Here is a 23036-nt window from a genome sequence, read left to right as displayed (position 1 = left end):
GGAATTTCGCCGCGGGGCAGCTGCAGATAGGGATATCTCAACTGCGGCAATGCCGCCAGCGGCAGCGCCGTCAGGAATTCGAATTCGGTTCGTATCGTGCCGCCGCCGAAAGTCGGAACCTGCAACTCACCGGACCAGCCGCGGCTGGCCGCGGCACGCAGCGCTGGCATGACATCCGCGTCGATGCCTTTCAATCGCGAGACATCGAACAACGATTCGCTCTGGACGACGATGATGTCGGGCAGCGGCGTCCGCGTCGGTGCGATCGGGCGAGGAGAGATCAGGTCGTAGTTGCGAAGCTGCTGGATCGATGCATCGATGCTCGGTGGCAGGCCCGGCTCGCTGCGCAGCTCCCAATGCAACAGAATCATATTGGCGATCAGGCCGGTGCGTGCGGCGCTATCGCGCGGCGCCCACGGTTCGAATTGCAGTTGGCCGGGGTAATAGACCGTTTTCCAGGGAGCGCTGCCTTGAACGAGGGTGCTCCAGAGGATGATGGTCAGCGCCGCCGCGCCCCATCGGATGCCGCCCTTGATCGAGCCGATCGGCCGCTCGCGATATAACAGCAGCGTGATCGCGAGCACACCGGTCGCGAACAGCAGTTGCAGGCGTGACGACGCGAGATACTGAGCGAAGAAGGTGTAGTTGACGCCGATGGCTTTCAGAAACCGGAAGTCGTCCGGCAGCAGCGGCGTCGCCAGCTCCTTGAGCTTCACATAGTTGATGAAGTAGAGCGCGCCAAGCGCAACCACCGTGAGCCAGCAGGACAGCACCAGCCGACGCGTCGCTATCAATAGAGCGACGTGCAGAATCAGCACGGGAACCAGATTCAAGAACACCAGTGTCCAGGGCTCGGCGCGCGAGAAACTGACTGGCCAGGGCAGGGCGGGATCGAGGTAGCTGACCAGCAACGCGTAGCCGACTGCGACCAAGGCCGCCGAGATCGCGATGACTTTGTTCGAGACGGTCTCCGCGGGCGGCGCTGCCAGGGCATCGTATTGGTGTTGTATCGACTTCACGCGCCACGCGCTCCGCGGGACAGGAACAGTAGTTTAAGTTACCCGCGAGGCAAATAAGTTCCTCGTCGTCGTCGGCAGACATTGCCATGATTCATCACAAACTCTGTATTGCAGAGTACTTGACGGCATGAGGCGCTGCTCGTAACTTGTCGGGCACTACCGCGAGGCCATTGCCATGCCGTCGGCGAAAACCGTCAGTCTCGATAGCCATGCGATGGCGACGCTGCGCTATATCCGCGAATCGATGGATGCGGCGGGCAGTGTGGCGGTGCCGGGATCGGCGGGCATCGCCATGGGCGCCGTTGGTGTAGCGGCGACCGCGTTGTCGCTGATACCGAATCTCGCATCCCACTGGTTCCCTATCTGGTTGGTCGCAGCGCCGATCGCCGTGCTTGCCGGCGCACTTCTGATGACTCGCTCGGCATCGGTGGTGTCTTTTGTCGGCACCGGCAAGCCGGGCCGCAAACTTCTGCTGGGGCTGACGCCGAGTTTGTTCGCGGGCGCGGTGATGACCGCCGTGTTGTGGAAGGCGAATTACCTCGGCGCTGCGCCCGGAATCTGGCTGCTGTTGTATGGCTGCGCGCTGATTTCAGCGGGCGTATTCACCAAGGTCATCGTGCGGTGGATGGGGGGATGTTTCGTCGCGCTCGGCTTGCTCGCACTCGTGAGTCCGCCGGAGTTGCAAGTTCCGCTGCTCGGCCTCGGATTCGGCGCAATGCATATTATTTTCGGAGTTCTGATCGCGCGAGGCGTCCATGGCCACTAAAGCCAAAGCACGCACACCCGCCACCGCGAGCGCGCATCAACAGCGCAAGCTCGCCACCGTGGCGTCCACGACTCGCGACGACGGCGAGTCGAAGTTCGAGCGTCTGATCTATGAACGCGTCCGGCTCGGCATCATGAGTGCGCTCGCAGTCCGCGAAGAAATGACGTTCAACGAGCTCAAGAGCTTGTTCAACATCAGCGACGGCAATCTCGGCGGGCATGCGCGCAAGCTCGAGGATGCCGGCTATCTGACTTGCACCAAATCGTTCGAGGATCGCCGGCCGCGCACGGCTTATCGGATCACCGAGCAGGGCAGGGCAGCGCTGAATCGCTATCTCGATCACGTGGAGGCGGTCATTCGCGCGACCCGCGGCTGATTTTTCGTCCATTCACTCTGTAACGTAGAGTACTCGGCAATGCATGTGGCAATCATCATGGATGGCAATGGGCGCTGGGCAACTCAGCGCGGCTTGCCGCGACCGGCGGGACATCGAGCCGGTGCACAGGCTGTCGATCGCGTGGTCACAGCAGCAGCGCGCAGCGGTATCGATGTTCTAACTCTCTACGCGTTCTCGCAGGCGAACTGGCAGCGGCCGCTGCCGGAGGTGCGCGGATTGTTCCGATTGTTCCGCAGCTATTTGAAGGAGCAGACCAGCCGCTGCGTCGAACAGTCGATCCGACTCAATGTCATCGGGCGACGCGATCGCCTCGATCCGCGACTGCTCTCGCTCATCCAGGAAGCGGAACAAGCCACGGAGTATTGCACCCGAATGACTTTGCGGATCGCGGTCGACTACTCGGCGCAGTGGAGTTTGATGCAGGTGTGTCATTCGCTGCATGTGCCTGTCGCGATCGATCCTCAACGATTCGCGCGGCAGTTGGCGGCAGTCGATCACGCCATTCCGGTCGGCGAAGTGGACATGTTGATCCGCACGGGCGGCGAGCAGCGCATGAGCGACTTCATGTTATGGGAGTGCGCGTACGCGGAGCTGCATTTCGTTGCGCGATTGTGGCCGGACTTCGACGAAGAAGACTTCGCGGCGGCGCTCACCGAGTTCTCGCGCAGAGATCGACGCTTTGGAAGCATCGGCACGACGGATGCGGCGGGGGTTCAACATGGCTGACTTTTCAGCAGTTCGGATGCGCGCGACGCCAGTGCCGGAGGAAATGGCACTTGCGCCCGAGCTGCCGATGCCGGTGACGAAAGCGACGCCGAGGCGACATTTCGCGCTGCTCATCAACCCGTTCTACGCCAAAGATCCACGCGCCAGTTATGGCAAGCATGTTCTGACGCCGACCTTGGCATTGACGAGCCTTGCCGGTGCGACGCCTGAGCATTGGGAAATTCGTTACTGGGACGAGAATTTGCTCCAAGGCCCGCCACCGCACGAGCCGGTGCCGCACGTCGTCGGGATCACGGTGCATCTCACATTTGCAAAGCGCGCTTATGAGTTGGCGCGTTGGTATCGCATGCAAGGGTCGATCGTCATTCTGGGTGGCTTGCATGTGCTGTCGTGCCCTGACGAAGCGGCCTCGCACGCGCATGCCATTGCGGTCGGCGACGGCGTGCAGCTTTGGCCGCAGATTCTGAAAGATATCGAACGGGACGCCTTACGACCGAGATACACGGCGAACTACGCACGGGCGTATCGGCTCGATCCGGCGCCTCGCCGTCGCGTGTTGCCGCGCGAGTCGTTTCTTACGACGACCAGCGTGATCGCCACTCGCGGCTGTCACAATCGCTGCGGCTTTTGTTATCTCGCGACCGATGGTTTGCACATGCCTTATCGGATGCGCGATGTGCAGCAGGTGGTCGAGGAGATCGCGGCCGACGGTCAGCCGTACACGGTCTTCGTCGACAACAATCTGGGCTCGCGGCCGGATTACCTGAAGCGTCTGTGCGAGGCTTTGAAGCCGCTGGGAATCATCTGGAGTGCGGCGGTCACCATCGACGTAACGGACGATCCAGCGCTTGTTCGGGAGATGGCGCTGTCCGGTTGCACGGGAGTGTTCGTCGGTTTCGAGTCGCTCAATGAGGGCAACTTGAGCGATGCGCGTAAACGTTCGCCGGCGCCGGACGATTACGCGCGGCGGGTCGCGCTACTGCATCGATACGGAATCCAGGTGAACGGCAGTTTCGTGCTGGGATTCGATCATGACCGGCCCGACGTGTTCGAGCGGACGGTGGAGTGGATCGAGTCGAACCGGCTCGAGTGCGCGACGTTTCATATCCTGACGCCGTATCCGGGCACGCCCTTCTTTCGACAGCTGGAAGCGGACGACCGCATCCTGCATCGTGACTGGGACAAGTACGACACCGCGCATGTCGTGTTTCAGCCGAAGCACATGAGCGTCGAGGAGCTCGATCGCGGCTACGCGTGGTGCTACGACCGATTGTTCTCGCATGCGTCGATCTGGCGTCGTCGGCCGGAAGATCCGCGTGCAGTGCTGTCGTATCTGGGCATGAGCTATCTGTACAAGCGTTCGAATCGCATCTGGCATTTACTGATCAAACATCGCTTGACGGGCGCGGTGTGGCGCCCCCTCATCGAGCACTCTCGCCGGCGTCACCTGAAGTTCCGCTCGAGACTGGAACGGATGGTCCTGGACGATGCTGCTCGGGTTTCACAGCGGGCGAGCCAGTACGTGAGCCCTGGTGTGTGATGATCGCGTACCAGGGCAAGCGCGCAGTGGACCTGGCGTTCGCGCTTCTGGCTTGCATCGGGTTTGCGCCGGTCGTTGCGGTCGTCGCGCTGGCGATCTGGTTGGAGGACAGCCATTCGCCATTCTTCACTCAGATCCGAATTGGCCGGGCGCGCCGGACATTTCGTATTCTGAAGTTTCGCACCATGGAGGGCGGAGCGGTGACACGCGTGGGTCGCTGGCTTCGGCACACTGGACTGGATGAGCTACTGCAGTTCGTGAATGTTTTGCGCGGTGAGATGAGTATCGTCGGCCCGCGTCCGCTGACGGCCGAGGACATCGTGCGGCTCGACTGGTCGTCCGATCGCCACGACTGGCGGTTTGCCGCAAAACCGGGCATTACCGGCGTTGCACAGATTGTGGGCGGGCGCAGCGCCCGGCACAGCTCGCGTCTGGATCGCCTCTATTTGCACCGGCAGAGTGCGCTGCTCGATATTTGGATAATCGTGCTGTCTTTCCTGATCAATATCGCGGGCAAATCCACCGTTCGCGGGTGGATGCGGCCCCATGCAACAAGGCGCCCGCATCGAGCGTTGAGTGACCGGCAGGGGATCACGGAATCGGATTCGTGAGCATCATCATCAGAGCGTGGCTGGCGTTGCTTGGCCTGGTCGGGTCGGCGGTCGCATTCGCGCAACCCGTCGTGGTGGAGCTGTTTACCTCGCAGGGCTGCAGCTCGTGTCCGCCGGCGGATGTATTGATAGGTGAGCTCGCCAGGCGGCCCGGCGTCATCGCGCTGGCCTATCACGTCGACTATTGGGACGACCGGGGCTGGCAGGACCGGTTCTCGCTTCCAGAAGCGACGCTACGACAGCGCGGCTACGTCCGGCGGCTGGAGAAATCGGGCGCCTTCACCCCGCAGATCGTCGTCAGCGGCGATACCAGTCTGGTCGGCTCGAATCGAACGGCAGTGGAAAAGGCGGTCGCGGGCGATCGGGATGCGCTGCGAATGTCGCTGTCTAAGGAAGGCAATAGTCTGTACATCTACTTCCTCGAAGCCTGGCGGGAATCCATGGACGTGTTTCTGGTCAGCTATCTGAAGGAGGCGACAGACCGGATCGACGGCGGTGAGAACGCGCACCGCACGCTGAAGCATTTCAATGTGGTGCGTTCGTTCAAGAAACTCGGCACCTGGAATGGTAAACCACAGCGGATGGTCGCGCCGCTGGCGGAACTGCCGCGCGATGCGAGCGCGGTGGCCGTGATCCTGCAACGAAAGAATCAGGGTGCGGTCGCGGGCGCGGCGTCCTTCACTTTGCACTGAGTCGGACCAAACTCTCAGCATGTAGTGTGCGGCCCTGCCCGCGCCTACCCCAAAAGAGGGACGTCGATCTAACGCATCGGATAGATGTACGTCGGGTGCGCGGCCATTAGCCTGTCGATCGCATTTCTCCTTCCAACTGCGCAAGGTAGTTATTCATGAGCACGTTCACAGTCAAAGACGGCACCGAAATCTTCTACAAAGACTGGGGCAAGGGACAGCCATTGGTATTCCATCACGGCTGGCCGCTGAGCGCGGACGACTGGGATGCCCAGATGATGTTCTTCTTGAACAAAGGTTATCGAGTCATCGCGCACGATCGGCGCGGTCACGGGCGCTCCTCGCAAACCGTCGACGGTAACGAAATGGACACCTACGCGGCCGACGTTGCTGCCTTGATGGATCATCTCGGCATCAAGGGCGCGATTCACATCGGTCACTCGACCGGCGGTGGCGAAGTCACGCGCTACGTGGCGCGCTATGGCGGCGACGGGCGGGTGGCGAAGGCCGTGCTGATCGGCGCCGTTCCGCCGGTCATGGTGAAGTCGGACAAGAATCCAGGCGGAACGCCGCTGGAAGCGTTCGATGGTTATCGTGCGGCTCTCGCGGCGAACCGGGCGCAGCTTTACATCGATATTCCTGCGGGTCCGTTCTACAGCTTCAACCGCCCGGGCGCGAAGGTGCTCCAGGGCGTGATCGACAACTGGTGGCGCCAGGGCATGATGGGCGGCATCAAGCCGCACTACGATTGCATCAAGGCGTTCTCGGAGACCGACTTCACCGAGGACCTGAAGAAGATCGAGTGCCCGGTGTTCGTCATGCACGGCGACGACGATCAGATCGTGCCGATCGCGGATTCGGCGCTGCTGTCGTCGAAGCTGCTGAAGAACGGCACGCTGAAGGTGTATCCGGGCCTGCCGCACGGCATGTGCACGACTCACGCGGACATCGTCAACGAGGACTTGCTGGCGTTCATTCGCAAGTGAGTCGACGGGTGAGCTGACGGCGGTCATTGCCACGGCGGGGGCGAGACCGGCACGATAGGGGATGCTTGCGAGTTCCCAATGGAGCATCCCCATGATCCGAGTCGGATTGTTGTTACTGCTGAGCTTGTCCGTATTGCCGGGCGCCTGGGCGCAGACGAGTTTCCCCGCGCCGGTCGAAGGCGACGTCGTCGTCAAGAATTTCCGCTTCGAGTCGAACGAAGTGCTGCCCGAGCTGCGGTTGCACTACCGGACGGTCGGCAAGCTCGAACGTGACGCGCAGGGCAAGGCGAAGAACGCCGTGCTGGTCATGCATGGCACGGGCGGCAGTGGCGCTCAATTTTTGCGCGCCGATTTCTCCGAGCGACTGTTTCGTGCGGGTGGCGTGCTGGATGCAACGAAATATTTCATCGTCCTGCCCGATGGCATCGGTCACGGCAAATCCAGCAAGCCCAGCGACGGACTGCGAGCCGGCTTTCCGAAGTACGGTTATCGCGACATGGTCGAGGCCCAGCATCGGCTGTTGCAGGAACTGGGCGTCAATCATCTGCGACTGGCGATGGGCACGTCGATGGGCGGCATGCAGACCTGGATGTGGGGCGAACTGTATCCGGACTTCATGGATGCGCTCATGCCGCTGGCCAGCCTGCCGGGGCCGATCTCCGGTCGCAATCGCGTCTGGCGCCGCGTGGTCATCGACGCGATTCGTAACGATCCGGAGTGGCAGCAGGGCAATTACAAGCAGCAGCCGCCTTCATTGCGGACGGCGGAACAGATGCTGTTCCTGATGGGCAGCAACCCGGTGATCCGTCAGCAACAGATGCCGACGCTGCAGAAGAGTGACGAAGTGCTCGATAAGTATGTGAGCGACGCACTGAAGACTGCCGACGCCAACGACCTGCTCTATCAAGTCTCTGCTTCGCGGGACTACGATCCGGCGCCCGGGCTGGAGAAGATCAAGGTCCCGCTGCTGGCGATCAACTCGGCGGACGATCTGATCAATCCGCCGGAGTTGCAGATCCTCGAGCGCGAGATCAAGCGCGTGCCGAAGGGTAAGGCGATCGTCATTCCGCTGGGGCCGGAGACGGTGGGGCACGGAACGCACACGATAGCGAAGGTGTGGGATCAGCACCTCGCCGCGCTGCTGAAAGAGACGGAGCGCCGTTAGGCGCTCCTGCTCTTAGCGTTCGATCGAATGCCGGCCGCCATCGACGACCGTGCCGTCGGTGCGGACGAACTCCAGGTGATATTCCATCGCCTTCGCGTCGCCGGCCGGCGTGCTGAATTCGAAGGGATGGCGTTGGTCGACCAATGTGCGCTCGGACTTGCCGTTCTTCAGCGTGACGCGCGCCGACTTCACATCGCTGTCCGACGCGCCAGTCCAGAGATAGAAGTCGTGCCGGCCGGCGAACGAAAGGAACATCGCTGTGGCGTTTCCAACCGGCGTCTGATCGGTCCTGAAGCCCTTGTCGCTGGGCGCGGCCTGCTGAGCATTGAAGTAGTCGGTGTGCAGGCGTGTGAACACCGGCAAGCCGTCCACGGCGATTGCAGTCAGTCCTTTCGGTGAAAGCGGCAGCGTCACCGAGCCGTTCACCACTGTGGTTGTGCCCGCGGGTTTGCCGTCGACCCAAACTCGGGCGCTGTATTCTCGACCAGGCTCATAAGGTACGCGCTCGCGATCCAAGGTCACGGTGACTTTGCGCGCGTCGGGCGACTCGTTGCTGAGTGCGAGGTAGAAACGATCGTTGCCGTAGCCGGTCAGGTAGTTGGCCTGCGGATCGCTGCTCGTGATGAGGCGCCGCGGCATCCACAAACGGACGTTGTCGTCACCCATGAACTTGCCGGGACGATCCCCATACACTTTGCTGCGCAGATACGCGTAGCCCTGCGCGTAGCGGGCCGGGAATTCGATAGCGCCTTTCGAGCGCGTCTCGAAATCGGACATCAAATAATCGGTCAGCAGCGCGATGTGCGGCCAGACGTGGTTGAAGTACACCTCGTTGTAGGTGAGATTCGAGAACGGACGCTGCAGATAATCGCTGCGGGCATAGACGTTCGAGAACGTCACATTGATGTCGTAGCCGGGAAAGCTCTTGTAACGGCCGACAATCGCCGAGCGAGCCGCGTCGTGCAGGAACGAATCGTTCGCCGCCGCAGCGATACGCAGCTCGTATGCAGCGTGATGTGCAAGGAACGTAGCGGGATTGAGGTGATAGGTGGTCTGCGCTTCCGGCGTCAGGCCGACCTGCGACACTTGCCACGCAGGCAGTGTAATCTCCGGTGTGGGAATGCCCGGCGAATCGGGGCCGGCCATGAAGTACCCAACCGGCGCAGCGCCGCCGCGATCCACCGTGATCTCGCCACCGGGCACGCGCGGGTAGTACCAGGCATAACTTGCGTAGGTGCGTGCGCCAGCTTGAGCGGCGGCGAGATAGCGCGGCTCCTTGGTTTCCTGCCACAGCTCGAACAGCTCGACGAACTTCGGCGCGAAGTCGGACCAGAACTGGCCGCCGGTCTCGAGACGAACATCGCTGAAGTCACGTTGCGGCGTATTGATGCGAGCTTTGATGTACTTGTCCGCGATGGAGCGCGCGGCGTTGAGGTGCGTTTTGTCGCCGGTCAGCCGGTACAGTGCGAGCTTGTCCCAGAAGGTCGCGCCATCGCTGACCATCAGCAGATTCAGCTGGCGCGGCTTGCCGGCGAGCTCGAGTGCATAGTGACGGAACACCGGGCTTTGCCCGTGCGACATTTGATACAGCTCGGCCAATTCCGAGACCTCGGCCGCCGGCCCTTTCATATCGCGTGCGGCGTTCTGACCGTGGCTATCCGGCAGAGTGTTATAGAGATACTTCGTGCGCGACATCAGGAATTCGGTGATCGGCAGGGCGCGCAGGCGATATACCTCGGGGTCGTCCTGAATGAGCGAGGTGGCGAGGGGGTGCAGCGCCGAGACGACTTTCACCGTGCCTTTCACGTCGGTGTTGTAGTCGAAGCCGCGCAGATCGGCGTCCCAGCCCGCGTGCACGTCGTCCATGGCGAACTCGGTCATCGTATCGATGGTGGCGTTCAACGACTGCTCGAAGTTCTGACGATAGTCATTGAAGCCGAACAAGCTGCGCGCCGCTTCGGTGAACGCTTGATACCAATCGCCGCTGACCAGTAGCGGCCGCACCGAGAAGGTTGCGCTCTGGCCGGCGTCGAAGTGCGAATCGGTTTGTCCCAGCAGCGGCGCGAAGGCGGTGGGTTGTGCCTCGCCTTTGGGATTACGAAGCATCACGCCGAAGCGGGCATTCGCGATGGTTGGCAACCGATAGGGGCTTTCGGCCGGATCGACGCTGAGGCCGCGAGTCACGCCATCGCGCGTTACCAGCGTAAGCGGCAAGCCACCCATGCTCTCTGCAGTCATCAACGGAGCGCGAGGGAAACGTTTCTCTTGCCAGATGAGGGGTTGCAGAAAGCCGTCGTCGCCGGCTGGATTGCTCGCCGGCGCGCCGGTGTAGCCAACGGTGTACCAGCCAGGTGTACGTGCAGTGAACTTCCAGGAGATGCGTGGCGCTTCGCCAGGGACCGGACGCACTTCGGCTTCCAACGTGAAATCAGGGTTGGCGGCGAAGGTCCACGCTGTGCCGCCGTTGTCCAGAGCGCGGCTGCTGGTTGCGCGCACGTCGGTGACCGCTCCGGCTTCGTAAACAATGTCAGTGTTGCCCTCGCCGCTGGCGGCTCGCCAACGCGGCAGAGGGTAATTCTCCACATTCACGCCTTCGAGGCTTTCGCCGGGTGTCGAAGCAAAGCCCGACAGTCTGAGCTTCGGATCGGACGTAGCTTTGATGACGGTGAAGACCGGCTGATATACCGCGCGCTTGCCGGCTCGTTCGACGGTGACTGCATTGTTCGGCGCAGGCTTCAGCTCATACGACGCAGTGGACGAAGCTTCAGCGGCGCTAGCGATGCACGCAGCAAGAAACAATACGGAGCGGATCAGATCGCGAGTGCCGTTCATCCCTCATCCTCATCGTTGTGGCCGTCCGCGACGGCCTTGTCGGAATCAAACGCCGGCGAGTTATTTCGCCGCGTGTCGGAGCAGTTGTTCGGCGTTCAGGCCGATGCCCAGGCCGGCGCCACTTGGCGCAAACAAATAACCGTTCTTCACTTCCGCAGGTGTGGCTGCAATCCCGGCGCCGATCGGGTTCTTGCCGATCCAGTATTCGCACACGATGCTGTTCGGCATGGCCACGGCCAGATGCGCGCTGGCGGCAACGTGCACTGCCGATCCGATGCTCACATGCGGCTGGAAGGCGAGGCCGAAGCAATCGGCTAGCTCGGCGATGCGTCGGCATTCGGTGATGCCGCCGGCTCGGCAAACATCCGGCTGCACAATGTCGATTGCGCGGTTGCGGATCAGCTCGACGGTTTCGTGCCGGCTCATGATCGAATCCAGCGCGATGGGAATGCTCAGGCGTTGCGCCAGCGCCGCATACCCTTCGACGTCTTCGGGAGGAATCGGCATTTCGAAGAATCCGACGCCCAGCTCTTCCATCGCTTCGCCGAGCCGCATCGCATCGGCGCGCGAATAAACACCCGCGGCGTCGGCGTAGATGGTGAAATCGTCACCGACTCCATCGCGGATCGCCCGGATCGCCCGTAAGTCGCCGCGCACGCCGCGGCCGATCGCCATTTTGACGCCGGTGTAACCCGCGGCTCGAAGTGACCGTGCTTCTTCAACCAGCTCTGCGATGGCTTCATCGGGCGCCTCCAGGGGGAGCGAGGGAATGCCCGAGGCATAAACGCGCACGCTTTCCCGCATTTTGCCGCCGAGCAAGGTTGAGATAGGGGCGCCGGCGGCTTGACCCGCCAGGTCCCACAGCGCGATGTCGACTCCCGCGATCGCTTCGATATAGAAGCCGGCGCGGTGTCCGCGGACCCGCATGCCCGCATACATTCGTTCCCAGAGCACGAGCACGTCGCGGGGATCGGCGCCGATCAGAATATCTTTGAGCAGCAGATCGACGATCTTCGCCGTGGCCTGCGGCGCGACCGGAGCTTTCGCTTCGCCCCAGCCAACGTGGCCGCTGTCGGTTTCGATGCGGACGATGACGGTGTCGATGGTTCGTGAATAAACAAACTTTCTTCGCAGCGGGACGGGATATTCAGTCGAGAGCTCCGCCTGGCCTGCGGCACGCTCCGCGCCCCAAGCGCGGCTGCCCCAGTAGCTGCGGCTGTCGATGGGTTCCGCTTGAATCGGGAACGCTTCGACTTTGACGATTTTCATTCGGCCTCCTGACACAGGGCGAGCAGCAGCGGTCCTTGACCCCACGGGAACGTGCCGAACGGCCGGGTTGCATAGACGGCTCGCGCGCCGACGGGCGTTGCATCGCTGACGAGTTGCAACGTGCCGTCTTTGATTTGCGAGTGCATGGCGGCGCGAGCCTTGCGCTCCATCTCTTCATAGCGGGATGAATCGAGCACGCCGTGCTTGAAAGCCTCAGGCAGCGCATATGCGGCCATTGTCGCGAGCGTCGATTCGAGATAGGTCCCGCTGTCGTTGATGACGGTGTGCCACATGCCGCTCGCGTCTTGCGAGTCGGCGAGCGCGTCGGCGAGTGCGACTGTTCGCTGTTGCAGTTCGTTCCAGGCGCGATGGGTTTGCGGCAGCAGGATCAGGGTGTCGACCAGGCCCATCAGTGCCCAGCCATTGCCGCGCGCCCAGAGTTCGCCGTTCCTTCCGCAGTAACGCTCGAAACCGTGGAAGAGCAGGCCGTTGTCTGTTTGCAGCGTGCGTGCGTAGCCGAGTAGCTCGCCGACAGCTTGATCGAAGTATTGGTGGTCGCCGGTTGCGTGAGCGAGGGCGGCCAGGAAGGGGCCGTCGACGTCCATGCAATCGACCCAGATCTGCCAGCGCCAGCCCGGCGTGTCGCCGCGGTGATATCGCTCGCCGGTTGCACCGGCTGGGAAGCTCGCGTTGAGTGCGGCGAGTTTTCGCGCGGCGTCGAGGAATTGTTCGTCCTGCGTTCGTTGATAGAGCGCGATCAGTTCGCGACCGGCGCCGACGTGATCTTCGTTGCTACGCGCGACGCCTTTGCCCAACCAGCTGCGCAGGATTCCGTGAACGAAGCCGAACGGTGTCGCATCGCCGAGCACATCGCCCGCCCGCAGTAGTCCACGCAGAGCGATGGCCTCGCCGAATCCCCAGACGCGATAGTTCCAGCGCATGGTGACGGACGCCGCCGCCTTTAGTAAGTCACGCGTCATGGGCATTCCAGCAATATCTCGAACAGGGCGCCCGAGCCTGGATGATCGAGCAGCGCTTGCGGGCTGAGCCGCATTCGCGACGTCGTGACCAACAATCGATTCGGTCCAGCGAAGCAGACACTGCTGATGTGAGGGGCGGGCACGTCGATTCGTTGCAAGTAAGCGCCGTCGCGGGCGAGTTGCACGACGCTGCTGCCGCCCCACATCGCGACCCAGAATGTTCCATCCGGCGCGAGTGTCATTCCGTCCGGTTTGCCGGCCAGACCGAGGAAGTCGCTGACGATCACGGGTTCGCCCAGCGTGCCGCCGTCGACCGGATAGGCGAGCAGGGTGCGCTCGAGCGTATCGACGACAAAGAGCGTTCGGCCATCAGCGGAGAGCTTCATTCCGTTTGGCACGCCGAGACCGGAGGCGACGCGCTTCGGTGCTTCATTTAGCGAAGGCGCATAAAAGATCGCGCCGCGTGTGGCGAGAATGCCCCGATGCATCATGCCGACCCAGAGCCCGCCGTTGGCGTCCGTCGTCATGTCATTGAAGCGACAGCCGGCGTCGATGGTCGCGGCCGGCCCGGCGGCGATCTCGCCGCTCGGCGAAAGCGAGCAGAAGCGGTCGTCGAGGGCGCCGGCCAATGTTCCATCCGGCAACGAGGCTAGCGACCAGACAGAGGAAGGCATCGCGATGGATTCGAGATGGCCGTTCGAGTCAGCGCCCGTCTGGCGCGCGGTATGCCCATCGATCCAGTGCAGCAGCCGCCGCGACACCGGGTCGGTCCACCACGCGCTGTCGCCCTGCCACGCCGGCGATTCGCCGATCGCCGCGCCAGCGTCGCAGACCAGGCGAGCGACAATCGAATTCTCAGCCATGACGCAACTCATGAAGCGCCGTGAACCCGCGCAAGCAGGCGATGCGTGAATCGACGATCGCGCTGGAAATGCCGGCTGCATTCAGTGCGCTCGCATAGAGCGCACACACCACGCGACTACCGACCAAAGGAACGACCGCATCGCCCGCCGTGGGATACACAGCCATGGCATCGGCGATCTCCGAGCCGATCAACAAGCCGCGAATGTACGAAGCGGCATCCGGCTTGGACAGAAACCCTCTCACGACCTTCGCCCGCGCACCAAACAACAAGGTGCCCAGACTCAACTTGCGCGCACGACCCGCGGCGACACCTTTGAGAAACACCGGCCCATCCTGCGCCTCGCCCTCGACGATGGAAGCGAGCAGCCCCTTCGCCGTCAGCCGGTCGAAGATTTCGCCGGACATGCTGGTGAAGAACTCGACGACTCGGCCCTGCTCGAGTCGCGCCCATTTGGTATGTGTGCCGGGAAGCGCGACCCAACCGTCGACCGTGCCGAGCGAAGCAAGACCCATCATCTCGATTTCTTCGCCGCGCAGAATGTCGGGCTCGCCGTCGAAGCTGCGGCGGCAGGTGATGCCAGGAACGATGTGAACCGGCACGCTGCCAATCTCAGTCGCAACGGCAGCGGAGGCGAGATCCGCACAACCAGCCGGCGCTTCCGCGTAAGGAACTTCTTTCCAGCCGACATTCGATCCAATCATGCCGGACGCGTACACCGGGCCGCTGTTCGGCCAGCGCACGGCGAGCGCATCCATAGTAGCCGCCATCCCACTGCGATCGAGGTTGACCACACCAGCAGGTGCGGAGTACTCATCGACCGCTGAACCGTCAACGCCAATCAGATAAGCACGAAAGTTCGTACTGCCCCAATTCACGCCAACGAACGTTTTATCGTCTTGTGACACCGGCTCCTCCGTCGATCGGATAAACGGACCCGGTGATCCATTGCGCGCGATCGGATGCTAGAAACAAAACCAACTCGGCCACTTCCTCGGCGCTCCCCAATCGTCCCAGCGGATGACGCGCGACGTTTTTAATCCGGGCTTCCTCGGGATCGGCGGTGCGAGCGAACGACTCGCGAAGCAGGGGAGTGTCGATGCTGGCGGGCGCGATCGCATTCACCCTGATCTTGCTCGGTGCAAGCTCGAGCGCCGCGGTCTTCACCAGATTGTTGAGGGCCGCTTTGGTCGCGGCATAAGCAGCGAGCGTCGGTGTGGCGTAGTCGGCGTTGATCGAAGACAAAAAGACCACCGCCCCGCCCAGAGGCGACATTCCTGGCGTGCACAGCTGCAACAGCCGCACCGCGCCGACGACGTTCACGTCGTACAGGTCCAGAAACGTTTGCGGATCCGTATCGAACACGCCGCCCGGAAAACTCGCTGCCGCGGCGTGCACCAGGATGTCCGGCGCTCCCAGCGATTTCGTTGCCTGGGCCACGGCCGCTTCGAGCGCAGGAGTGGAGCGCATGTCAGCGATCAGATTGAGATCGCTGACAGCGCCCGGCTTCACATCCAGCCCGGCGACGCGTGCGCCTTCCGCCTGGAGGCGGGCGACGATGGCCGCGCCGATTCCGCTCGCGGCGCCGGTCACCAGCGCCACATGCCCGCTCAGAGTCTTCAAGGCAAACCTCCGTCAGAATTTCAAGCTGACGCTGGCCTTGTAGATTCTCCCGAAGAACAAGTTGGTGCGCAGCGCCTCGTCGACGCCATCGTAAGTCCGTTGCTTCTCGTCGAGAAGGTTGTTCGCTTCGAAGCCCAGCGAGACGGCATCGCTCACGTCGTAACGCAGCGTGGCCGACAGGTCGGTGTACGGGCTGTTGTAGATGCCCGTGGCCGCCGCCGACAGACCGACCAGATAGTCATCGCGCCAGTTGTAGGCGAGACGGGCGCTGAACGGCCCGCGCTCGAAGTAGCCGACGAAGTTCACGTTGTTCGGCGACAGGCCCGGCAGCGGCAGCACTCGCCCGGCCACGTCTTTGATCGGGGTGCTGGAGTCGATATAGGAGTAGCTGGCGATGATGCCGAAGCCATCGAACGCCTCGGGCAGGAAGTAGAACGGCAGCTGCACCAGCATCTCGACGCCTTTGACTTCGGCGCCTTCGCCGTTGACCTTGCGGTTCACCAGGTAATTGACGCCGCCGTAGGTCTCGGGGCTCTGCTGCTGGATGATGAAGGTCGACACATCCTTGTAGAACAGGCCCAGCGACACCAGCGCCTGCTCGCCGAAATAGTATTCGGCGGACAGATCGGCCTGATCGGCCTTGAACGGATCCAGGTCCGGCGCGCCGCCGTTGCCGGTGCCGAGCACCGTTTGCACGCCATCGACGAACACCGCGTTGTTCGCGAGTGTGACGCCGCTGTTGAGGTCGGCCGTGTTCGGATAGGCGATCACGCGGGCCGCGCCGAGTCGGAACACCAGGTCGTCAGTGAGTTCGAGCTTCGTGACCGCGGAGGGCAGGAAGTCGCTGTCGTTGCGTTCGAACGTGCTGGCGGTGGCGCCGCCGGTCGGGGCGATCTGATTGCCGATGGATTCCAGCTCGCGATGCAGATAACGCACGCCGATGTTGCCGCTCAGGTTCGCCGAGCCGAGTTCGGTGCCGAAATCGAGCTTGGTGTACGCCGACGTGAACTTCTCTTTGATCTCGAACGTGCTCGACAACGCGTTGGTGTTGTTGCGCGGGTCGAGACACTGCGCGTTCTGAGAAATCGCCGGCACGTCGCTGAAGGCCGAGCAACTGCTGACGGACGGGTTGGCGGTCAGGTAAGAGCGCGGCAGCCCCTCGAATTCGCCGCTGGCAAAGCCAGGGTTGGAATGCATCGTCAAATAAGAAGAGAGGGCGCTTGCCGGAATGCCGCCGGTCGGGCGGATGTCGGCGCGCAGCGGGTTCTGCTCGGAGTCGATGTTTTCGTAGCGGGCGCCGACGCTGATCGACCTCAGCGCGCCGGCATCCACATCGTAAGTCCAGTCGGTGCGCGCGGCGGTGTCTTCGCTGCGGACGTCATATAAGTTGTCGAACAGGATCGTGTAGCGCAGCTGATTGGGGTCGGTCAGGTCGATGCCGTTGATCTGATAGGAGCCGAGGTCGCCGGCGGTGAAGTCGAAATCCACCGTGGGCGTGATGCCGACGACGGGCTGCAAGCGGAAATAGATCTGGTGCGCGGTCGATTCCGACTCGGTGTACGCCAGTTCGGCGCTGGCGCGCAGCCGGTCGTTGATGTCGAACTTGCCGCTCAGGGCCGAGGACCAGATGCTGGCTTCGGTATCGAGGAACTCCGTGTTGGTCAGCACCGGTCCGGTGGCGCGGCCCCTCAGCAGGATGTTGTTCGGCGAATACTCGGCGTTGCTCAGCCCGGCGGTGGGAGTGAACGACAGCCACCAGCGATTCCGGTCGGAATCGAGCTCGGAATAAAAGGTGTCGGCGGTGAGCTCGACGCCATCGGCGGGCTGCCACTGCACCATGCCGGAGAGGCCGACGTTCTTGCGGGTCTCGGCGATTTCTTCGGGACGGGCATCGGCATTGCCGAAGCGGACGGTGCCGGTGCTGTCGGTGAAGCGCGAGTAGCCCGAGAACGTATCGAGACCTTCCTGCGACAGATTGCGACGATTGAACGAGGCGGAGACCAGGACGCCGAGCGTATCGCCCGCGAACTTATGAGAGGCCAGCGCGAACGCGTCGTAACCGTCTTCCGAGGCTTGATCGTAATAAGTGCCGCCGACTTTGGCCGCGATCTGATCCGGGCCTTCGAGCGGCTTGCGGGTCTGCACGTCGACGATGCCGCCGAGCGCGCCATCGATCTGATCGGCGCTCGCGAGCTTGGTCAGTTCCAAACGTGAGATCAGCTCGGAGGGCACGAGGGACAGCAAACCGTACGTCGAGCTGCCGAGCGTATCGAGACCGTTGCCGCCGCGACCGGTCGGGTCGACGATCTGGCGGCCGTTGTACAAGTAAACGTTCTGACGAAGGCCGCGCACCGAGACGCTGGTGCCTTCAGCGATGCCGCGATCCACTTGCACGCCGGACACGCGGGCCAGCGATTCGGCGACGTTGCGGTCCGGAAGTTTGCCGATGTCGTCGGCGACGATGGCATCGACGATCTGGGTCGACTCTCGCTTGATGTCGCGCGCCCGGTTCAAGCTCTCGCGAATGCCGGTGACGACGACTTCTTCGACGCCATCGCCCGCCGGAGCGGTGGACTGCGCGTAAACCGGCGCGACCAGCAGCGTCGGGCTGAGCGCCGCCAGACCACAAACGAACCGATTCTTCAGCTTCCTCGTCATGACCAATCCCCCTAACCATGGCGCGCCGCGGGCCGATGAGTGAATGTGCGGCGTCGTTCTAGGTGATACTAATATAGCAACATCGATTTCAAATCAAGCCGCAGTGAATCGCCAGGATTGCGTTAAATCCGACAAATTCTCCCATTGACATCCGCCGGCCAGGAAGAGACGCTTACACATATAGCAACACTTTGGGCGGTCGACGACCGTCCGACAGGAGAATTCCGGTTATGGCGATCGTGCGCGGCGTGCTGCCGATCCTTCCCACCATCTTCAGAGCCTCGGGCGAGATCGACGAAGTCGGGACGCGTCGGGTGGTGGATTACATCGTCGCCTCGGGCGCCCAGGGCATCGTGTTCCCCGGGCTCGCGAGCGAGTACGACATGCTCAGCCGCGATGAGCGACTGCATATGACGCAGTTGATCGGCCAGTGGATTGGCGGCCGCGTGCCATTCATCGTCGGCGCGAGCGCCGTGAAGACGGACGATGCCGTCGCCTATGCCGCGGCTGGTGCGAAGGCGGGCGCGGTCGCGTCGATGGTGCTCACGCCGAAGGTCTTCGCCGAAGATCCGGCGGGCATGCGGGATTTCTTTCGCGATGTCCATGCCGGCTCGGGCATCGACATCATGTTGCAAAACGCGCCCGCGCCGATGGGCATTGGCTTGTCGCTCGACAAGGTGGCCGTGTTGGCGCGCGAGGTAGAGGGCATCCGTTACGTGAAGGAAGAGGCGCCGCCGTCGGGTCAGCGCATCACGCAATTGACGGACCTGGCCGGCGATTCGCTGCTTGCCGTGTTTGGCGGTGCTGGCGCTCGCTACGTCATCGACGAGTTGACGCGCGGCGCGAAGGGCACGATGCCAGCTTGTGAGATCAGCGAGCTGCACGTCGCGATGTTCGATAAATTCCTGCACGGCGAAGAGCGGGCGGCGCGCGATCTGTTCGAGCGCACCTTGCCGCTGCTGAATATGCAGGCCATCTTCCGCTGGCGGCTGACCAAGGAAGTGCTCAAGCGCCGTGGCCTGATCGAGAATACGTTCGTGCGCGCGCCCGGGCCGGAGCTCGATCGTTTCGATCGAGTGGAGCTGGATGCGTTGTTGAAGCGGCTGGCCGATCTGCTGCCGCCCGAGGTTGCTGGCAAGTGAGTCGAGTCGCGTCGGTCGAAACGTTCATCGTCACCATCCCGCGTGACACGCCTTATCTCGGGCCGCTGGCGCCGGGGGAGAGCGTCAATTCGCGCGGTTACGTGGTGCGTCGGGGCAACGGCACGATCTATCCGACCGTCGATCGTTCCATCGTCGTCAAGGTGACCTGCGACGATGGATCGGTGGGCTGGGGCGAAACCTACGGCATCTGCGCGCCGCGCGCGACCTGCGAGATCGTCAACGATCTGCTGGCGCCGGTGGCCATCGGCGCCAATCCCGCAGACGTCGAACAAGTCTGGGATGAGCTTTACGGATTGATGCGTGTTCGCGGCTGCAGTGGCGGCTTCCATGTCGATGCGATTGCCGCGATCGATATCGCGCTGTGGGATCTGTACGGCAAGCAGCGGGGCGTGCCGATTCGCGATCTGCTCGGACCGACGGTGAATGCGACCGTGCCGGGTTATCTATCGGGCCTGCCGGCGGCGACGCTGGAGGAGCGCGTTTCGCTTGCCAAAGAAAAGTACGCAGCGGGACATCGAGCATTCAAGTTCGCCGCGGTCGTCAGTCATGAAGGCATCGTGGCGGAAATGGCGGCGCTGCGCGCGGCGCTCGGGCCGGATGCGCAGATCATGGTCGACCTGCACTGGAAGTTCACTGCTGACGAAGCGCTCGAGTTGATCGCTGCGCTCGAGCCGCATCGGCCGTTCTTCGTCGAAGCGCCGGTCAAACCCGAGGATCAGGTCGGCCTGGCTCGGGTCGCGCGCGAAAGCCGGATCGCCGTGGCCGCGGGCGAAGAGTGGTACACGGCGTATGAAGCAGCCAATCGGCTCGCCGCAGGGCCCTTGGCCATTCTCCAGCCGGAGATGGGCCACACCGGCATCACTCAATTCCGCCGGATCGCGGCACTGGCGGCGGAGCGGGGCGCGGCGATTGCGCCTCACGCCACCATCGGCACCGGTTTGTTTCTTGCGGCCAGCCTGCAGGTGTCGGCAACATTGCGCCCTCTGTGGAAACATGAATGGCAGCACTCGGTGTTCGAAAGAAATCTGCAGCTATTGGATAGCGACATGGGCTACGCGGACGGCGCTTATCTGCTGCCGACCGCGCCTGGACTGGGCGCCGCGCCGAATGCTCGGTTGTGGGATTTTGCGGAGCGGATCGCAGGCTGATGGCGATGCGACCCAAACTCAACGCCCAGCCCAACAAAAGCCTGATCGACGGCATCGCGACCCTGCAAGCGCTGGCGACTTCACCCGATCCGGTCGGGTCTCGCGAGCTGGCGCGCCGGCTGGACATCGATGCGGTGAAGGTGAACCGTCTGCTCAAGACGCTCGCCTATCTGGGCATCGCGCGCCAGACCGCCGATCGCAAGTACACCGCCGGCCCGGGCATGCACGTGTTGGCGGCGCAGAGCTTGTTCGCGTCCGGCCTGATTCGCAACGCTCTGCCGGTGCTGGAAGGCTTGCGGCGCTTCGGTCACACCGTCGCGTTGGGCGTGCTGTGGCAGGACAATGTGAGTTATCTGTTCCACGCGCCTCCGGGTATCGAAGCGTCGCGCGGCCTCGGTCGTATCGGCTTGTTGCCGGCGACGACCAGCGGCATCGGCATCGTGTTGTTGTCCGAGCACGAAGACGACGAAGTGCGCGAGCTGTACAAGGATCGCGAGATCCCGATGTTTCCGGAAGGCATCGATCAGCTGCTGGCGAAGCTCGCTGAAGTGCGTCGCTTGGGTTATGCGCGCGTGCACGTTGCGGACGCCCGCGATCATCACGTGGTCGCGGTGTCGACGGGCGACCCTGCTCATGCCGGCGTCGCGATGTCAGGTTGGATTCCCGAAGCTGCGACAGCGCCCCTCGTGGATGCGCTGCGTGCAGCGGCTAACGAAATCGGCGGATAGAGATGCAAGCACCTGCAGTGGCGACGAACGAAGCTGAAGCAGGTGTGCGCGCGAGCAAGCTGCGCTGGGCGATCCTCGCGATGCTGTTCGCGGCGACGGTGCTCAACTACGTCGACCGGCAGACGCTGTCGATTCTTGCCTCGAGCGTGCAGCAGGATCTCGGCATCGACGATGTCGGCTATGCGCGCATCGTTCAGTACTTTCTGATCGCTTACGCAATCTCTTATCTCTTTGCGGGCTGGGTCACTGACAAGCTCGGCGCCAAGGTTTCGCTCGCGTTGTTCCTGGGCTGGTGGTCGCTGGCGAACATGGCGACAGGGTGGGTGCGCAATGCGGGTCAGCTCGGCTTCGCGCGCCTGATGTTGGGTGTTGGCGAACCGGGCGTGTACACGGCAGGACCCAAGGCAGTCGCGGAACACTTCCCTCCAGCAGAGCGCGGGTTCGCATTGGGCGTGTACACGGCCGGTGCAATGGTTGGCGCGACGATCGCGCCGCCATTGATTGCTTGGCTGGCTCTGAGTTACGGCTGGCGCGCAGCGTTCGTTATTACTGGCGCCGCGGGTTTTGTGTGGCTCGTGGTGTGGTTGTTTGTTTATCGGAGCCCCGACGGCGCTCAGCCGGCGCGGACTACCGAGCCGATCGCCTGGGGATCGATACTGCGTGATCGCAGGGTGTGGGGCCTGGGGGCGGCGCGGTTGATCGCCGATCCGGTCTGGTACTTCTATCTGTTCTGGTTTCCGAAATATCTGACCGACGATCGCGGCATGACGTTGATTCAGGTCGCGAGCCTGGCGTGGATCGTCTATCTCGCCGCGGATCTCGGCAGTATCGGCGGCGGCTGGTTTTCCGGCCGGTTGATTCGCGGCGGCATCGCACCCCCTCGCAGTCGTTTGATCGCGATGGGCTGCGCGGCGCTGGTCGCGCCGCTCGGCATGCTGATCGCATTAAAGCTGGGCACTGCGCCGACGCTGGCGCTCGGCGCGTTGGTTGCGTTCGCGCATTTGGTGTTCCAGGTGAATATCGGCGTGCTGGTGGTCGATCTGTTTCCGATGCGCAATGTGGCCACGGTGTTCGGCTTGATCGCCGCAGGCAGCGCGTTCGGTGGCTTCGCCTCGACCTATGTGGTCGGTCAGCTCGCCAGTACCGGCGCCTATAGTGGCATCTTCTTATTAATGGGCATGTTGCATCCCGCGGCCTGGCTGATTGCATGGTTGTCGACGAGGGGCAGGCAATGAGTCATGTCGCTGCGTTCGATGCTGCCGTTCGTCGTTGTCCGCTTGTCGCGATCCTGCGCGGCGTCAGGCCGGACGAAGTTGTGAGCATCGGTGAGGCTGTGCTCGATGCCGGCTTCACGCTGATCGAGGTGCCGCTGAACTCGCCGGACCCGCTCGATAGCATTGCGCGATTGGCGCAGGCGTTTGCTGGGAGAGCGGTCGTTGGCGCGGGCACGGTGCTGGAAGAACAGGAAGTGGATGCGGTTCAAGCGGCAGGCGGCACGCTGGTCATCTCGCCCAACGCCAGCATCGATGTGATCGTTCGGACTGCTCGCGCCGGGCTGGTTTCTTTGCCAGGCATCGCCACGCCCAGTGAAGCGTTCGCTGCGCTTCGTGCCGGAGCGACTGCCCTCAAGTTGTTTCCTGCGGAGGGCGCGAACCCCGCTATGATGAAGGCAATGCGCGCTGTCCTGCCGTCGAGCGTCCGCGTGTTTCCTGTCGGCGGGATCACGCCGGACAACTTGTCCGGCTGGCTCAAAGCCGGCGCCGCCGGGTTCGGCTTGGGGTCGGCGCTCTACACGCCTGGGCTGACTCCGGAGCAGGTCTCGATCAGAGCGAAGAAGTTCGTCGCGGCGTTGGCTGCTGGCTGAGTCGCTGGAA

General features: G+C 62.8%; 20 protein-coding genes and 1 pseudogene. 13 read left to right on the top strand and 8 right to left on the bottom strand.

Annotation, left to right across the window (positions count from 1 at the left end; translation table 11 throughout):
* Positions 1-1019 (bottom strand): annotated as a pseudogene (locus GYH35_RS25100) (hypothetical protein); the annotation flags it as partial.
* Positions 1020-1194: 175 nt separating this feature from the next.
* On the opposite strand from GYH35_RS25100, the gene GYH35_RS25095 reads away from it, so the two are divergent.
* The 8 genes from GYH35_RS25095 to GYH35_RS25060 all read left to right on the top strand — a co-directional run bounded on the left by GYH35_RS25095 (position 1195) and on the right by GYH35_RS25060 (position 7899).
* Positions 1195-1785, top strand: coding sequence for a hypothetical protein (locus GYH35_RS25095; protein ID WP_161829811.1), 591 nt, complete (start codon positions 1195-1197; stop codon positions 1783-1785).
* Entirely contained in the window at positions 1775-2161 is a 387-nt protein-coding gene (locus tag GYH35_RS25090; protein ID WP_161829810.1) for a winged helix-turn-helix domain-containing protein, read from the top strand. The genes GYH35_RS25095 and GYH35_RS25090 overlap by 11 nt, the downstream gene beginning before the upstream one ends.
* A gap of 39 nt (positions 2162-2200) precedes the next feature.
* Positions 2201-2908: a polyprenyl diphosphate synthase gene (uppS, locus tag GYH35_RS25085; protein WP_161829809.1), complete on the top strand. Its 708-nt coding sequence runs from the start codon at positions 2201-2203 to the stop codon at positions 2906-2908.
* Positions 2901-4448 carry a B12-binding domain-containing radical SAM protein gene (locus GYH35_RS25080; RefSeq protein WP_161829808.1) on the top strand — a complete coding sequence of 516 codons (1548 nt, stop codon included), beginning with the start codon at positions 2901-2903 and terminating at the stop codon, positions 4446-4448. The genes uppS and GYH35_RS25080 overlap by 8 nt, the downstream gene beginning before the upstream one ends.
* Complete coding sequence (locus GYH35_RS25075; RefSeq protein ID WP_202624658.1) at positions 4448-5059, top strand: sugar transferase; 612 nt, start codon at positions 4448-4450, stop codon at positions 5057-5059. Before GYH35_RS25080 ends, GYH35_RS25075 begins: the two co-directional genes overlap by 1 nt.
* Positions 5056-5751, top strand: a complete 696-nt coding sequence (locus GYH35_RS25070) for a DUF1223 domain-containing protein (protein WP_161811711.1) — start codon at positions 5056-5058, stop codon at positions 5749-5751. The genes GYH35_RS25075 and GYH35_RS25070 overlap by 4 nt, the downstream gene beginning before the upstream one ends.
* Positions 5752-5906: 155 nt before the next feature.
* On the top strand, positions 5907-6734 hold the full coding sequence (locus GYH35_RS25065; RefSeq protein ID WP_161811712.1) for an alpha/beta fold hydrolase: 828 nt from the start codon (positions 5907-5909) through the stop codon (positions 6732-6734).
* Between the two features lie 91 nt (positions 6735-6825).
* Positions 6826-7899, top strand: coding sequence for an alpha/beta fold hydrolase (locus GYH35_RS25060; RefSeq protein ID WP_161829807.1), 1074 nt, complete (start codon positions 6826-6828; stop codon positions 7897-7899).
* 12 nt (positions 7900-7911) lie between these two features.
* On the opposite strand, the gene GYH35_RS25055 is transcribed toward GYH35_RS25060, so the two are convergent.
* Genes GYH35_RS25055 through GYH35_RS25025 form a run of 7 tightly spaced genes read right to left on the bottom strand, consistent with a single transcriptional unit; the run spans position 7912 to position 18123 of the window.
* Entirely contained in the window at positions 7912-10731 is a 2820-nt protein-coding gene (locus tag GYH35_RS25055; protein ID WP_161829806.1) for a glycoside hydrolase family 88 protein, read from the bottom strand.
* A gap of 60 nt (positions 10732-10791) precedes the next feature.
* A complete protein-coding gene (locus GYH35_RS25050; protein ID WP_161829805.1) occupies positions 10792-12000 on the bottom strand; it encodes a mandelate racemase/muconate lactonizing enzyme family protein in 1209 nt (402 codons plus the stop codon).
* A complete protein-coding gene (locus GYH35_RS25045; RefSeq protein WP_161829804.1) occupies positions 11997-12980 on the bottom strand; it encodes a glycoside hydrolase family 88 protein in 984 nt (327 codons plus the stop codon). The genes GYH35_RS25050 and GYH35_RS25045 overlap by 4 nt, the downstream gene beginning before the upstream one ends.
* On the bottom strand, positions 12977-13843 hold the full coding sequence (locus tag GYH35_RS25040) for an SMP-30/gluconolactonase/LRE family protein (protein WP_161829803.1): 867 nt from the start codon (positions 13841-13843) through the stop codon (positions 12977-12979). Before GYH35_RS25040 ends, GYH35_RS25045 begins: the two co-directional genes overlap by 4 nt.
* Positions 13836-14750 carry a 2-dehydro-3-deoxygalactonokinase gene (locus tag GYH35_RS25035; RefSeq protein WP_161829802.1) on the bottom strand — a complete coding sequence of 305 codons (915 nt, stop codon included), beginning with the start codon at positions 14748-14750 and terminating at the stop codon, positions 13836-13838. The genes GYH35_RS25040 and GYH35_RS25035 overlap by 8 nt, the downstream gene beginning before the upstream one ends.
* Entirely contained in the window at positions 14734-15465 is a 732-nt protein-coding gene (locus GYH35_RS25030; protein ID WP_161811719.1) for an SDR family NAD(P)-dependent oxidoreductase, read from the bottom strand. Before GYH35_RS25030 ends, GYH35_RS25035 begins: the two co-directional genes overlap by 17 nt.
* A gap of 12 nt (positions 15466-15477) precedes the next feature.
* Positions 15478-18123: a TonB-dependent receptor gene (locus tag GYH35_RS25025; RefSeq protein WP_161829801.1), complete on the bottom strand. Its 2646-nt coding sequence runs from the start codon at positions 18121-18123 to the stop codon at positions 15478-15480.
* 230 nt (positions 18124-18353) lie between these two features.
* Here GYH35_RS25025 and GYH35_RS25020 point away from each other — a divergent pair, with 230 nt between their 5' ends.
* Genes GYH35_RS25020 through GYH35_RS25000 form a run of 5 tightly spaced genes read left to right on the top strand, consistent with a single transcriptional unit; the run spans position 18354 to position 23026 of the window.
* The gene (locus GYH35_RS25020) at positions 18354-19265 is read left to right on the top strand and encodes a dihydrodipicolinate synthase family protein (protein ID WP_161829800.1); all 912 of its coding nucleotides are present in this window, start codon (positions 18354-18356) and stop codon (positions 19263-19265) included.
* Complete coding sequence (locus tag GYH35_RS25015) at positions 19262-20434, top strand: mandelate racemase/muconate lactonizing enzyme family protein (protein ID WP_161829799.1); 1173 nt, start codon at positions 19262-19264, stop codon at positions 20432-20434. Before GYH35_RS25020 ends, GYH35_RS25015 begins: the two co-directional genes overlap by 4 nt.
* A gap of 5 nt (positions 20435-20439) precedes the next feature.
* Positions 20440-21162 carry an IclR family transcriptional regulator gene (locus GYH35_RS25010; protein WP_161811723.1) on the top strand — a complete coding sequence of 241 codons (723 nt, stop codon included), beginning with the start codon at positions 20440-20442 and terminating at the stop codon, positions 21160-21162.
* 2 nt (positions 21163-21164) lie between these two features.
* Positions 21165-22397, top strand: coding sequence for an MFS transporter (locus GYH35_RS25005; protein ID WP_161829798.1), 1233 nt, complete (start codon positions 21165-21167; stop codon positions 22395-22397).
* Positions 22394-23026, top strand: coding sequence for a 2-dehydro-3-deoxy-6-phosphogalactonate aldolase (locus tag GYH35_RS25000; protein ID WP_161829797.1), 633 nt, complete (start codon positions 22394-22396; stop codon positions 23024-23026). The genes GYH35_RS25005 and GYH35_RS25000 overlap by 4 nt, the downstream gene beginning before the upstream one ends.
* The last annotated feature ends 10 nt before the right edge of the window (positions 23027-23036 follow it).

This window comes from Steroidobacter agaridevorans (assembly GCF_009932555.1).
Taxonomy (GTDB): domain Bacteria; phylum Pseudomonadota; class Gammaproteobacteria; order Steroidobacterales; family Steroidobacteraceae; genus Steroidobacter; species Steroidobacter agaridevorans.
This window is presented reverse-complemented; position numbering and strand designations above follow the sequence as displayed.